At 71.3% G+C, this 13337-nt stretch carries 13 protein-coding genes; 7 read left to right on the top strand and 6 right to left on the bottom strand.

What is annotated here, in order from left to right:
• Window positions 1-69 precede the first annotated feature (69 nt).
• The gene (locus tag AC0NZQ_RS03145; protein WP_474528184.1) at window positions 70-1683 is read left to right on the top strand and encodes an AMP-binding protein; all 1614 of its coding nucleotides are present in this window, start codon (window positions 70-72) and stop codon (window positions 1681-1683) included.
• Window positions 1680-3053 carry an MFS transporter gene (locus AC0NZQ_RS03140; RefSeq protein WP_474528183.1) on the top strand — a complete coding sequence of 458 codons (1374 nt, stop codon included), beginning with the start codon at window positions 1680-1682 and terminating at the stop codon, window positions 3051-3053. Before AC0NZQ_RS03145 ends, AC0NZQ_RS03140 begins: the two co-directional genes overlap by 4 nt.
• 74 nt (window positions 3054-3127) lie before the next feature.
• Here the strand turns inward: AC0NZQ_RS03140 and AC0NZQ_RS03135 are convergent, their stop codons facing one another.
• Window positions 3128-3598, bottom strand: coding sequence for an Hsp20/alpha crystallin family protein (locus tag AC0NZQ_RS03135; protein WP_474528182.1), 471 nt, complete (start codon window positions 3596-3598; stop codon window positions 3128-3130).
• Between the two features lie 130 nt (window positions 3599-3728).
• On the opposite strand from AC0NZQ_RS03135, the gene AC0NZQ_RS03130 reads away from it, so the two are divergent.
• Complete coding sequence (locus AC0NZQ_RS03130; RefSeq protein WP_474528181.1) at window positions 3729-4025, top strand: hypothetical protein; 297 nt, start codon at window positions 3729-3731, stop codon at window positions 4023-4025.
• Here AC0NZQ_RS03130 and AC0NZQ_RS03125 read toward each other — a convergent pair.
• Both AC0NZQ_RS03125 and AC0NZQ_RS03120 read right to left on the bottom strand, forming a co-directional pair.
• The gene (locus tag AC0NZQ_RS03125) at window positions 4013-4612 is read right to left on the bottom strand and encodes a DedA family protein (protein ID WP_474528180.1); all 600 of its coding nucleotides are present in this window, start codon (window positions 4610-4612) and stop codon (window positions 4013-4015) included. The genes AC0NZQ_RS03130 and AC0NZQ_RS03125 overlap by 13 nt on opposite strands.
• Window positions 4609-6780 (bottom strand): phage holin family protein, encoded by a 2172-nt coding sequence (locus AC0NZQ_RS03120; protein WP_474528179.1) that lies wholly within the window; start codon window positions 6778-6780, stop codon window positions 4609-4611. Before AC0NZQ_RS03120 ends, AC0NZQ_RS03125 begins: the two co-directional genes overlap by 4 nt.
• Window positions 6781-6958: 178 nt before the next feature.
• On the opposite strand from AC0NZQ_RS03120, the gene AC0NZQ_RS03115 reads away from it, so the two are divergent.
• Window positions 6959-7537 (top strand): CAP domain-containing protein, encoded by a 579-nt coding sequence (locus AC0NZQ_RS03115; RefSeq protein WP_474528178.1) that lies wholly within the window; start codon window positions 6959-6961, stop codon window positions 7535-7537.
• 31 nt (window positions 7538-7568) lie between these two features.
• Window positions 7569-8147: a dCTP deaminase gene (gene dcd, locus AC0NZQ_RS03110; RefSeq protein WP_474528177.1), complete on the top strand. Its 579-nt coding sequence runs from the start codon at window positions 7569-7571 to the stop codon at window positions 8145-8147.
• A 69-nt stretch (window positions 8148-8216) separates the two neighbouring features.
• Here dcd and AC0NZQ_RS03105 read toward each other — a convergent pair whose 3' ends face one another.
• The 3 genes from AC0NZQ_RS03105 to AC0NZQ_RS03095 all read right to left on the bottom strand — a co-directional run bounded on the left by AC0NZQ_RS03105 (window position 8217) and on the right by AC0NZQ_RS03095 (window position 10701).
• The gene (locus AC0NZQ_RS03105) at window positions 8217-8780 is read right to left on the bottom strand and encodes a hypothetical protein (RefSeq protein WP_474528176.1); all 564 of its coding nucleotides are present in this window, start codon (window positions 8778-8780) and stop codon (window positions 8217-8219) included.
• Between the two features lie 136 nt (window positions 8781-8916).
• Window positions 8917-10029, bottom strand: a complete 1113-nt coding sequence (locus tag AC0NZQ_RS03100; protein WP_474528175.1) for a branched-chain amino acid aminotransferase — start codon at window positions 10027-10029, stop codon at window positions 8917-8919.
• 39 nt (window positions 10030-10068) lie between these two features.
• On the bottom strand, window positions 10069-10701 hold the full coding sequence (locus tag AC0NZQ_RS03095) for a TetR/AcrR family transcriptional regulator (protein ID WP_474528174.1): 633 nt from the start codon (window positions 10699-10701) through the stop codon (window positions 10069-10071).
• A gap of 77 nt (window positions 10702-10778) precedes the next feature.
• Between AC0NZQ_RS03095 and AC0NZQ_RS03090 the strand changes: the two genes are divergently transcribed.
• Complete coding sequence (locus tag AC0NZQ_RS03090) at window positions 10779-12335, top strand: flavin-containing monooxygenase (RefSeq protein ID WP_474528173.1); 1557 nt, start codon at window positions 10779-10781, stop codon at window positions 12333-12335.
• A 33-nt stretch (window positions 12336-12368) separates the two neighbouring features.
• On the top strand, window positions 12369-13265 hold the full coding sequence (locus tag AC0NZQ_RS03085) for an SDR family NAD(P)-dependent oxidoreductase (RefSeq protein WP_474528172.1): 897 nt from the start codon (window positions 12369-12371) through the stop codon (window positions 13263-13265).
• The last annotated feature ends 72 nt before the right edge of the window (window positions 13266-13337 follow it).

Raw genomic sequence — 13337 nt, 5'->3', positions numbered from 1 at the left:
GACGGCGGGCTAGGCTCATTCGAGACTTGTGTAGCAGACAGGCGGATTCGGACACAGGGGGGACGGCTCGTGTGGGACACGCTCGTCGGCGTCGATGAGCAGACGCGGGAGCGCTATCGCGAGCGCGGCTGGTGGCGCGACACCACCTTCGTCGACGACCTCGCGCGGCACGCCGCTGAGCGACCGGACCATCCCGCCTGCATCGGCTACGAGGGCGGCGTGCACGCCCGAACAGTGACCTACGCCGAGCTGGACGACGTGGTCGCGCGGCTGGCCACCGGGCTGCGGCGCCGGGGGGTGGGACGCCGGGATGTCGTCCTCGCCTACCTGCCGAATGTCTGGCCGGTGCTGGCGCTGTACCTGGCCTGTCAGCGCCTCGGCGCCGTCGCCTCCCCCGTCCTGCCGACGCTGTCGGGCCGCGAGCTGGACGAGGTGGTGGTCCGCAGCGGCGCCACGGTCTGCGTGACCGGCGGCGGGGAGCTGGCCGAGCGGGTGGCCGCCGCGCCGGGCCTGACGCACCGCATCTGCTACGGCGCAGGGGTGGACGGGTTCGAGCCGTTCGATGCCCTGCTCACCGAGCGGGACGACCTGCCCGAGCCCGCCGCCCCGGACGATCCCGTCTTCCTGCTCTACACCTCCGGGACCTCCGGGACGATGAAGGCGGTGGTCCACACCCCCAACACGCTCTACGCTGCAGCGCGGGCCGTTGCGGTGCCGCACGACCTGGATGCCGACGCCGTCATCGCGATCCCGAACTACCTGACGCACATGGCCGGGGCCACCTACGCCGGCTGGATGCCGGTGCTGCTGGGGGCGACCACGGTCGTGCAGGACACCAACACCGACATGGCGCTGCTGCTGGACCTCGTCGAGCGGCACCGCGTCACCTGGGCCTACTGCTCGCCGAGCTACGCCGGCCCGCTGCTCGCCGCACAGCGGGAACGGCCGCGCGACGTCTCGTCGCTGGCCCATCTCACCTGCGGCTCCGCGCCGGTGCATGCCGACTTGGTCGAGGCGGTACGGCAGACCTTCGACGTCGCCCTGCACACGCTCTGGGGCATGACCGAGAACGGGACCGTCACCGTCACGCGCGACGACGACCCGGACGACTGGGGAGTCCACAGCGACGGCCGTCCCGAGGCGTGGATGGAGCTTCGCGTCGACACCGATCCGGAGTCCGCGGACGGCAGCGGCCGGCTCTGGGTCCGCGGCGCATCGCAGTGCATCGGCTACCTCGGCCAGCGCGAGCTCTACGAGAGCTGCCTGGATGCCGACGGGTGGTTCGACACCGGTGACCTGGCGCGGCCCGACGGCCGGGGTGGCATCAAGATCACCGGACGGCGCGGCGACCTCATCACCCGCGCCAGCGGCCAGAAGGTCTCCACCCTCGAGGTGGAGGCCCTTTTGCGCAGGCATGAGCGAATCAAGGACGTCGCCCTCGTCGGCTACCCGGACCCGGTGACACCGGGCGGCGAGCTCGTCTGCGCGGTCATCGTCCCGGACGGTGCCCCACCCATGCTGGAGGAACTGCACGCCTACCTCGACACCGAGCGGGTCGGGCGGGTGCTCTGGCCGGACCGCGTCCAGTTCGTCTGGCAGCTGCCGGTCAACGCCATCGGCAAGGTGCTGCGCAACCCGCTGCGCGAGCGGCTGGAGATCGCGGCGCGGCGTCCGCCCCGATGACCGCCGCCGCCGAGACCGCGCCGCCCGGCACGGGGTCGTCCCGGCTCGCCCTCGTCACCATCTCCGCGGCCTCGCTGCTCTTCCTGCTGGACGCGACGGTGGTCAATGTCGCGCTGCCCCAGATCCGAAGCCTGGGCTTCGACGACGCCGGCCTGCAGTGGGTGGTGGCGGGCTACTCGGTCGCCTTCGGGGGGTTGCTGCTCCTCGGTGGACGGCTCGGGGACGTCGTCGGGCTGCGCCGCACCTTCGTCGGCGGGCTGGTGGTCTTCACCCTGGCCTCACTGCTCGCCGGCCTGGCTCCGGGACCCGGCTGGCTCCTGCTGTGGCGCGCCGTCCAGGGAGCCGGCGCGGCGGCGGCGGCCCCGGCGGCACTGTCGCTGATCACCACCACCTTCGCCGCGGGGGCGGACCGCGCCCGGGCGATGGGCACCTACACGATGATCGCCGGTGTGGGTGGTCCGTTGGGACTCGTCGTCGGTGGCCTCATCGCCACCTCGCTGTCATGGCGGTGGGTCATGTTCGCCAACGTGCCCGTCGGGCTGGCCGTGCTCGCCCTCGCCCCGCGCGCACTGCGTGAGACCGACCGCCGACGGGTCTCGCTGGACGTCGCGGGGGCACTCACCGGGACCGCCGGCGTCACCGTGCTCGTGTTGGTCTTCGTGCGGGCCGCGGGCTCGGGTTGGACGGCGACAGACGGCCTGCTCCTGCTCCTCGCGCTCGGGCTGCTCACGGGCTTCGTTCTGGTCGAGCGGCGGAGCCGGTCACCGCTGGTGCCGCTGCGCTTCCTGCATGACCGCACCCGCAGCGGCACGCTGGTGGTGCTGGTGCTGACCAGCACCGCGATGTTCGGCGTGTACTTCTTCCTCACCCTCTACCTGCAACAGGTTCGGGGCTTCACCCCGCTGCGCACAGCGCTGGTCTACGTGCCGCTCTCACTCGTCCTCATGGCTGGCGCGCGACTCGGGTCACGCCTGGTCGAGCGAGCCGGGCCACGACTGCTCGTCGCGGTGGGCCTCGTGGCCGCGGCGACGGGACTGGGGTGGCTCTCGGGGATCGACAGCGCCGGGGTGTGGTGGGGTCTGCTCGCGCCGGCCCTGCTCACCTACGCCGGCTTCGGGCTGACCTCCGTGCCGCTCACGCTGCAGGCGATGGACCGCGTGGCGGCGAGTGAGACAGGGCTCGCCTCGGGCCTGTTCAATACGGCTCGGCAGGTGGGCGGCGCCATGGGGCTCTCCGTCCTCGGCGTGGTCGCGCTCGGCGACTCGCTGCGCCACGGCATCGGGACCGGCTTCGTCGTCGCGGCCGGGGTCACGGCGGCCGCTCTGCTCGTCGCCATGTTGGTGCTGCGACCGCCCGCGCCGACCGGGTGAGACGGCGCTGGCCCCATGCCGGCGCGGTGGGATCGGCGATCCGACCGCGCTGACATGGGGCCAGCTTCGGGGTGTCAGCCCTCGATCTGCTCCGGGGCGGGCGCGCTGCCGGTGGTGACCGCGATGCGCGTCGACTCCGGACCGGCGTGGACCCCGGCGATGCGGATCGACATCACACCGGCGTCGTAGGAGGCAGTGATCTGGTCGGCGACCACGCGCTTGGGCAGGGCGAAGCTGCGCTCGAAGCTGCCGTAACGCAGCTCGTGCACGGTCCGCTCGCCGCGCTGCTCGTCGTGCTCGTCGCGACGCTCACCGCGGATCACGAGGCGGTTGTCCTCGAGGGCGACGGTGACGTCCTTGTCGACGTCGACTCCCGGCAGCTCCAGGCGGACCACGGCGTCCTCGCCCTCACGGACGATGTCGGCAGCCGGCGCGAAGCCCGCCGACGCGGTCGCGGCCGGGCCGAAGGCCGAGCGGACGAGGGTGTCGAACTCCGCGAAGGGGTCGCGGCGGAACGGGCGGCGGTAGACGTTCAGGGTGGTCATGACGCAACTCCTCAGCGATGTCGGGGTCATCCGCCTCTCGGATGACGCTCACATAACCTGAGCGTAGAAAGCTCAATTTCCCTGAGCAAGGTGATGTGAGTCACACCGGACCGACGGGCAGGCTCACCCGGTGACCGTCTATTTCGCCTGGTCCGCCGAGCCGTTCATCGACGACCCCGACCAGCTCGTCGGACCCTGGGAATCCGTCCACCGGGTGGCGCCCGCCGCACTGCTGCTGGACAGCACCGCCTCGCTCTCCCGCGTCTACCACGAGCTGAAGTGGACGCTGCCCGCCGCGACTCCACTCGTCGTCGTCGAGGTCACGGCGAGCAAGTCTGCCCACGTGGCGCCGGGGACGCTGACCTGGCTGCGTCATCGCGACATCGCCCCCGGATCGACGGTTCGGCGACCCCCTCAGACCCGCTGAGCTGAACCGGCCTCCGGGTGCAGCCGCTGGCGGTGACGCTTCCAGAGCTCGGTGCCGGCGCTGACGAGCAGCACCAGGACGATCGCAGCGACCGCGGCCTGCCACGGTTCGCCGAAGACGGCACGGCCGAGCAGGCCGATGAGGGCGTAGAAGAACGACCAGAGCGAGGCCGCCGCGACATCGGCCGCGGCGAAGCGCCGCCACGAGTAGCCACCGAGCGCGGCGGCGAGCAGTACCGGGACCCGGCCGCCGGGGACGAGCCGCGAGGTGAGCAGCACCGGCAGCTCCCGTTCCTCGATCCGGGCGCGCATCGTCTGCAGCGTCTCCGCTGCGTGACCGCGCCTGAGCCAGCCCACGCGCTCGGCCAGCGGCTGGCCGGCCAGGCGCAGCAGCGCATAGGTGACGATGTCGCCGAGATAGGCGCCGGCGGCGCCGAAGGCGACCACCACCAGGAAGACGAGCGGGTTGCGGTCGGCCAGCGCCGCGGCGACGCTCACCGCCGCGCCGGTCGGGACCACCGGGACCACCGCTCCGAAGGCGACGACTCCCGTCACCCCGAGCAGATGGCCGAGTCCGAGGCCGCTCACGAGACCGGCTCCGCGGCCGGTGCGCGGTCGGTGTCGACACCCTCACGCAGCCCCAGTGCCGCCAGCCGGTCGACGAGGATGCGGTGGACGTCGGCACCATCCAGCTGCTGCTCGTCGTCCGGCGGTACGCCCCACGCCGCCGGGGTGACGAGCACGGCACGGTCCTGCCCGCCACCGAGGCCGCCGTGGGAGCCCACCAGCTCCTCGAAGGCCGTCACCTCGCCGAGGGTGGGGTCGTAAGCGCCGAGGAGCACCAGGTCGCCGACGTGGTCACGGGTATCGAGCTGCGCGAGCGCCGCCGCTGCGCCGGGACCGTAACCGACCGTCGGGTCGTTGCCCTCGCCGCCCGAGGTCCCGGTGTGGCTGAGCTCGCGCCAGCCTGCGGCGCCGAAGACGGCGGGGCGTCCGGACGCCAACCTGAGCATGACGAGCCCGATCTGTGGATGCTCCCGGAGCCCTGCCAGCAGCCGCGGGTGCGCCCGCCCGATCGCCTCCAGGTCGGCGCGGCCCGACAGCTCGGGCAGGTAGATGTGGGCAAGGCTGCCGCCGGCCATGACGATCGGACGCGTGGCGCCGGGGTCGTCGGCAAGACGGGCGGGCCCGAAGGTCACCGCCGGGCCGTCGTCATGGTGATGGGTCCGGCCGCGGATCGCCCGCCGCGCCGGTCCGCGGCCGCCCGCGCTGCCGGTGCGCGCGACCGTCGTGGCCAGGACGTTGACCGGTCCCCACCGCTCGGCGGGCGCGGTGTCCGTGGCCGCCATCGTCCGCAGCGTGGTGGCATCGGGCCGCGGGCCGTCCTCGACGAGCCCGGCGACCACCTCGTCGAGACTCTGCCCCGCCTGCTGCCGGAAGGTCGCGCCCTGCGCCTGGCCGTGATCGGAGACCACCACCAGCTCGTAGTCCCGGTTCACCAGGCCGGCCAGCAGCTGCAGCACCCGCAGCACCCGGTCGATGCCGTCCAGGGTGCGGATGGACTCGGCCCGGCTCGGGCCGGCGTGATGCGCAACCTCGTCGTAGTCGACGAAGTCCACGAAGATGACCTTCGCCCCCGCTGCCAGGTGATCGGCCACGAGGGAGACCGAGAGATTGCGCAGCAGCACGGTCGTCACCGCCCGCAGCAGCACGAAGACGCCGGTCCGCCGCACTCGCGGCTGCACCCCGCGCCGTCGCTGCCGTCGACCCTGCTGCAGCTCGGCGATCATCTCGCCGATCATGAGCACCACCGTCCGGGGGAGCCCGCCCCGCATGGCGAGGTAGCCGGCGATGCCGCGGCGGGCATCGGGGGACAGCTTCGGGTCGCTCATCGTCAGCAGCCGCGTCGGGGCGTCCCCGGTGAGGAGGTTGGCGACACTGACGCCACCGTCGGCGAGCAGGCCGCGCCCCGTCGAGACGCGCCGCTCGATCTCGGCGGCGTCGCGGGTGCGGTTGGCGACCATGGTGCGGCCGGTCTCCTTCTCGTACCAGCGGAAGCCCGGCACGGTGGTGGTGTCGCCGTGCAGCAGGGCGGCCTGGCCGGCGGGCGTCGTCGCGGGGAGGCCCGTCTGCCAGGTCCGCAGCGTGTGCGTCCCCGTCCGCAGCCAGGACGAGATCGTCGGCAGCGCGCCGGCGGTGACGGCCTGCCGCATGACGTCCGCGCCGAGCCCGTCGATCTGGACGACGAGCACGCCGGGGCCGGCACAGGCATGCGGATCGAGCCGGGCCGCCCTGGCCGCGTGGCGCACCACCCGGCCGAGGAAGGCGTCGTCGCTGCCGACATCGAAGATCCAGTTGACGACGGCGGCGATGAGCGCGATCACCCACGAGGCGACGACGACGTCGACCCAGCTGGAGCTGTGCACGCTCGGGGTGACGGTGAGGGCGAGCTGCAGGATGCCGGCCTGCGTGACGATTCCGAGCACGAGCAGGCCGGTGGCGCCGAAGAGCACGGCGACCATCACGACGAGCGGGCGCACGACCGCCCCGATCCCGAAGACGATCACCACGAGCCAGAGCACCGAGAGCGGACCGGAGGCGCGGAGATCCGGCAGCAGCCAGAGCATGCCGCCGACGGAGAGGAACGAGGTCAACGTCGCCCGTCCGAGTGCGCGCAGCCGGACCCCGGTCGGACGCCAGCTCAGCGCGAGCCGGAACGCGAGCACGATCCGTGCCCGCATCGCGCTCAGCTCCATCCCGCCTCCGTTCGAGTCCAGTCTTGCCTACCGACGTCACCGGTTCCGTTCGCGGCCGTCACAAAAAGGACGTAGCTCGCTTTTATATGTGTTTCCGGCCTTCGGTTTCACGCTTGCTTTACATGGGGCATGATGAGTGGGCGGGTAGTTGCGGGGAGCACGTCATGAAGAGGCTTTTGTGTCCCCCTGTTCCCTCGCCGCTCGTCGCTGCCCCTCGCTCGTCCTGCGCGCGGCGATCGGCTGTCTCGTCACCCTCGCCTTGCTGGCGACGACCCTGATACGTCCGGCAGCCTCCGACGCCGCCGCGCTGCGCCTGCAGCCGATGAGCGTCACCGAGACCTCCTACGCCTACTCGGTGCTGAACGCCCTCAACGCCCAGCGCGCCGCACACGGACTGAAGAAGCTCCGGGTGAATCTCGCGCTCACCCTCGCCGCCGGCCGCCACAACCTGGCCATGGCGCGCGCCAACACCATCGCGCACCAGCTGCGGGGCGAGCGCAACTTCGTCGCTCGCGGCCGTCTCGCGGGGTGGCGGATCAACTGCGCGACCGGCGAGAACATCGGCGTCACGGCCCGGCTGGACCGCGGCGGCGCTGTCGAGCTGCAGAACATCATGTACGCCGAACGTCCCCCGCTGGACGGCCACCGCCAGAACATCCTCTCGTCGCGGTACACCCACGTCGGCGTCGCAGTCCTCGTCGACCGCCGCAACGAGCGCATCTGGCTCACGACCGACTTCGGCCAACGGCGCTGCTGAGGCATCGGGCCAACCGGCTAGCCTTCCGGGCATGCTGCTGAGCGACGGCGATATCCGGGCCGAGATCGAGGCGGGACGACTCGTCCTCTCGCCGTGGGAACCCGATCTCGTCCAGCCGTCGAGCGTGGACGTCCGGCTCGACCGGTTCTTCCGGGTCTTCAACAACTCCCGGTACACCCACATCGACCCGTCCCAGCAGCAGGACGACCTGACCACCCTGGTCGAGCCCGAGGGCGACGAGCCCTTCGTGCTGCACCCCGGTGAGTTCGTGCTGGGATCCACCCTCGAGGTCGTCACGCTTCCCGACGACCTCGCCGGCCGCCTCGAGGGGAAGTCGTCGCTGGGACGCCTCGGCCTGCTCACGCACTCGACCGCCGGTTTCATCGACCCCGGCTTCAGCGGTCACATCACGCTGGAGCTGTCGAACGTCGCCAACCTGCCGATCGTGCTCTACCCCGGCATGAAGATCGGCCAGCTCTGCCTGTTCCGACTCTCCTCCGCCGCTCAGCACCCCTACGGCAGCGAGGTCTACGGCTCGCGTTACCAGGGACAGCGCGGTCCGACACCGAGTCGCTCGTCGCTCAACTTCCGGCGCTGGCCCACGAGCTGAGTCCGGCGCAGGGCGGTTCCACGCCCAGCGATAGCCGCCCCGGCAGCTCGGCCGGGGCGGACTCGCTCGTCACGACACCTGGGCGGCGACGAGCCGAGCGACCTCGTGAGCGATCTCCTGCGCCTGGACGAGGTCGTGGGTGGCGGCGGCGGTGGTGCTGACCTGGACCCGGAAGTACGCCCGCGGGCGCAGGACGTCGACGCGAGCGGTCTGGCCCTCGTTGACCCGGTAGGCGCGCGAGCGCTTCAGTCCGGAGACCGGCTCGGCCACCGTGATCCGCATCTGCCGGTACACGTCGCCGGCGTCGGAGCCCAGCTCGATCCAGGACACCTGCAGCGACGGCGACACCGCCGACCCCGTGTTCCAGGAGCAGCCCGAGACCACCCGCGTCGGGGTGGCCGGTGATCCGAGCAGGCTCTGCACGGTGCTGTCGGGCAGCAATCGGCAGGCATTCGGGTAGTCGGCGCGCAGGACCGTCGCGGGGAATTCGTACCGTCGCCCCGCTCCGCTGAGTGAGGTCGAGGGGTCCGACACCGAGGTCTGGGTCTCCCCGCCGCAGCCGGCCAGCAGCCCGGCGAGGGCGGCGGCCGAGACGGCCCCGGAGAGTGCCTTGCGCGCGCCACCGGTTCGCATGCCTCTGCTCCTGTTCCCGCGCGCGGGTTCGGCGCGGCCCGGACCACCGGGCACTGGCCGGGCGGCTGCGACGAGTATGTCCGCGGCACCGACCCGATGAACCGGCGTACGGGGACCGGCTTCGCCGCCGGTCGCCTCAGGCCGGGTCGGCGAGCCGGGTCATCCAGCCATGGGTGTCCGGCGCGGTGCCGTTCTGGATTCCGACGAGCCGGTCGCGCAGCGCCAGCGTCACCGGTCCCGCCGTGCCGTCGCCGATGGTGAACTCGCCCTCGGCGCTGCGAACCCGACCGAGCGGCGTGACGACGGCGGCCGTCCCGCAGCCGAAGACCTCGGTGATGGCGCCGGAGGCGCAGCCGTCGCGCCACTCCTCGACGGAGATCTTGCCCTCCTCGGCGACGTAGCCGAGGTCGGTGGCCACCTGCAGCAGGGCGTCGCGGGTGATGCCGGGAAGCAGGGTGCCGGTGAGCGCCGGCGTGACGATGCGGGCACCGGGGCCCGAGCCGTAGACGAAGCCGAGGTTGTTGCTCCCCATCTCCTCGACCCAGCGGTGCTCGAAGGCGTCGAGCCAGACGACCTGGTCGCAGCCGTGGGCGGCCGCCTCGGCGGTGGCGGCGAAGGAGGCCGCGTAGTTACCGCCGCACTTGACCTCGCCGGTGCCGCCGGGCGCGGCCCGGGTGTAGTCCGTGGACAGCCACACCGTCACCGGCTTGACCCCGCCGGCGAAGTAGTCGCCCGCCGGGGAGGCGATGAGCAGGTAGGCGAACGACTGGGACGGGGCGTTGACGCCGAGGCCGTCCTGCGTGGCGATCATGAAGGGCCGCAGGTAGAGCGACTGGCTGGTGTCGGTCGGGACCCAGTCGCGGTCGATGGTGACCAGCTCGCGCAGCGACTGGACGAAGAGCTCGGTGGGCAGCTCGGCCATCGCCATGCGGCGCGCGGAGCGCTGCATCCGGGCGGCGTTGGACTCCGGCCGGAAGGCCGCGACGGAGCCGTCGGGCTGCCGGTAGGCCTTCAACCCCTCGAAGATCTCCTGGCCGTAGTGCAGCACCGCGCAGGCGGGGTCCAGCTGGATCGGCCCGTAGGGCAGCACCTGTCCCTGGCTCCAGCCCTCGCCGGCCGTCCAGTCGATGCGGACCATGTGGTCGGTGAAGTGCTTGCCGAAACCGGGAGCGGCGAAGACGGCCGCGCGGTCACCGTCCGAGGCGGGGTTCGGATGGGCGCTGACTGCGAACGGTGTGGCGGTCGTCATGGACGGATTCTAGGACGACCGAGCAAGTGACGATGTCGGCTACTGCCCACCGCGGAAGAGCTCGAGCAGCGCCGGCGCGTCGCTCTCCGCCGCCGCGACGATGACGGCGATGAGCGCGTTGGCGAGCAGCTGCAGCAGCTCGGCCCGAGCCAGGGCGGCCGAGTCGGTCCAGCGGATCACGCACTCCTCGACGTAGGCCACCCAGCCATGGACGGCGAGGTCGGCGGCCGGACCGAGGTCGAGCCCCAGGTCGCGGACGACACCGACGACGCGCTGCGCCATCACCTCACGAGTGTCGGTGAAGATCGCCCGCATCTCCTCGTCACCGGTGGCGGCACCGCGCACCAGTGACTTGTAGTTGTCCGGGTTCTCCTCGACGTAGTCGACGAAGGCCGAGAGCGACAGCCGCAGGGCATCGGCCGGTGGCAGCGAGGTGTCCGGCTCGGTCCGGCGGATCATCTCCGCCGCCGCCGCGCGGGCGACCTCGCGGTGGAAGTCCTGTTTGGAGGCGAAGTAGTGGAACAGCAGGCCGCGCGAGATGCCGGCCTCGGTGGCGATCTCTTCCACCGACAGCTCGTCCAACCGACGGGTTGCCAGCATCTCGACACCGAGCTCGATGAGCTGGGCCTTGCGCGCCTCGGGCGTGAGCCGCGTCCGCTTGGTGGCCGTCACGCGCCCCACCCTACCGCTATTGATTCACATTCAACTAGCTATTGACCGTCATTCAATGAGGTCGTTACGCTGCCGACATGACGCAGACCCCGGTCCGTCCGACCCGCTCCCGAGCCCGCGCGTCCGCGGCAGCCGGCGACCGCCGCCATGTCGGTGTCCTCATCGTCGGCAGTGGCTTCGCCGGCCTCGGTGCCGCCATCCGGCTGCGCAAGGAGGGACGCGACGACTTCCTGGTCGTCGAGCGGGGCAGCGAGGTGGGCGGCACCTGGCGCGACAACACCTATCCCGGCGCCGCCTGCGACGTCCCGTCGCACCTGTACTCCTACTCCTTCGAGCTGAACCCGCGATGGTCCCGGTCCTTCTCGCCACAGCCGGAGATCCAGGCGTATTTGCGCGCTTCTGCGCAGAAGTACGACGTGCTGCGCCATCACCTCTTCGACACCGACGTCACCCGCGCGGCGTGGGACGAGACCGAGCAGCGCTGGCTCGTCGACACCACCAACGGCGCCTTCAGCGCGACCGTCCTCGTCAGCGCCGTCGGGGCACTGGCCGAGCCGAGCCTGCCGGCTATCCCGGGCATCGAGTCCTTCGCCGGCGAGATCTTCCACTCCGCCCGCTGGAACCACGAGGCGCAGCTGCGCGGCAAGCGGGTGGCTTTGATCGGCACCGGCGCCTCCGCCATCCAGATCGGTCCCGCCATCGGCGGCGAGGTCGCCCATCTCGACGTCTACCAGCGCACCGCGCCCTGGGTCATGCCGCGACACGACCGCAGCTACTCCAAGCTCGAGTCGCTGGCCTACCGCCACGTGCCGTTCCTGCAGCGAGCCGCCCGTGAGGCGATCTACTGGGGCCGCGAGTCCTACGTCGTCGGCTTCGGCTACGCACCCAAGGTCCTCAACGTCGCGCAGCGCGTCGCCGAGCACAACATTGCGAAGTCGATCAAGGATCCGGTGCTGCGGGCCAAGGTGACACCGGACTGGCAGATCGGCTGCAAGCGCATCCTCATCAGCAACACCTGGTATCCCCTGCTCGCGCAGGAGAACGTCGACCTGGTCACCGACGGCATCGCCGAGATCCGGGAGCACTCGATCGTCGACGGCAACGGCGTCGAGCGCGAGGTCGATGCCATCGTCGTCGCCACCGGCTTCCACGTCACCGACTCGCCGACCTTCGAGCGGATCGTCGGCAAGGACGGCCGCTCGCTGGCGCAGGTCTGGGCCGAGGCCGGACAGCAGGCCTACAAGGGCGCCGCGGTGGCCGGTTTTCCCAACCTCTTCTTCGTCGTCGGTCCCAACACCGGACTGGGCCACAGCTCGATGGTCTTCATGATCGAGTCGCACCTGAACTACCTCGCCGACGCGCTGCGCGTCATGGAGCGCGACGGTCTCGCCACCGTCGAGGTGCGGGCCGAGGTGCAGCGCGAGTTCAATGCGGGCATCCAGTCTCGTATGGACCGCACCATCTGGAAGACCGGTGGCTGCGCCAGCTGGTACCTGGACGCGCACGGCAACAACACCACCCTCTGGCCGGGCTTCACCTTCGCCTTCCGCCAGCTGACCCGACGTTTCGACGTCGCCAACTACGAGACCACCCGCCGCACCGCCGACCGGCCGCTGCACGCCGTCGGCGCCTGAACCCACTCTGCGATCGAGAAGGAGCAACACACGATGACCAACGTCAAGGGCAAGGTCGCCGTCGTCACCGGAGCGGGCTCGGGCATCGGGCGGGCGCTGGCCTACGACCTGGCACGGCGCGGCGCCAAACTCGCCATCAGCGACGTCGACACGACCGGTCTGGCCGAGACGCTCAAGCAGGTCAAGGTGATCGGCGCACCCGTCCACGACGCCCGGCTGGACGTCACCGATCGCGCCGCCGTCCTTGCCTACGCCGACGAGGTGGCGGCGCACTTCGGCACTGTCAACATCGTCATCAACAACGCCGGCATCGCCTTCACCGGCGACATCGAGAAGATGAGCTTCGAGCAGATCGAGAAGGTCTTCGACGTCGACTTCTGGGGCGTCGTCAACGGCACCAAGGCGTTCCTGCCGCACGTGATCGCCTCCGGCGACGGTCACATCGTCAACATCTCCAGCCTCTTCGGTCTGCTGTCGGTGCCCGGCCAGAGCGCGTACAACGCCGCCAAGTTCGCCGTCCGCGGTTTCACCGAGGCGCTGCGGCAGGAGATGCTGGTCGCCGGCCACAAGGTGCAGGTCACGTGCGTGCACCCCGGCGGCATCAAGACCGCCATCGCCCGCAACGCCGACGCCGTCGAGGGGCAGGACGCGGCGAGCCTCGCCCAGTTCTTCGACGCCAAGCTGGCGCGGACCTCGCCCGAGGCTGCGGCCAAGAACATCCTGCGTGCGGTCACCGGCAACCGGCCGCGCGCCGTCGTCGGCCTGGACGCCAAGTTCCTCGACCTCTTCGTCCGGCTCGTCGGCCCCGGTTACCAGCGACTGCAGGTCATGGGTATGAAGCGCGTCATGCCGAGCAGTAGGTCCGTGCCGGTGGCGCGGCCCGGCGAGGTCAGCGAGAAGAGCGGCGGCAAGACGAAGGCCAGCGCCTGAGGCGTCCGTTTCGTCACGGCGTGAACCGATTCGAGCCGGCCGGACCCTGTACGGGTTCGGTCGGCTCGGCCG

It is taken from the genome of Jatrophihabitans sp. sgz311053, assembly GCF_056135305.1.
This window is presented reverse-complemented; position numbering and strand designations above follow the sequence as displayed.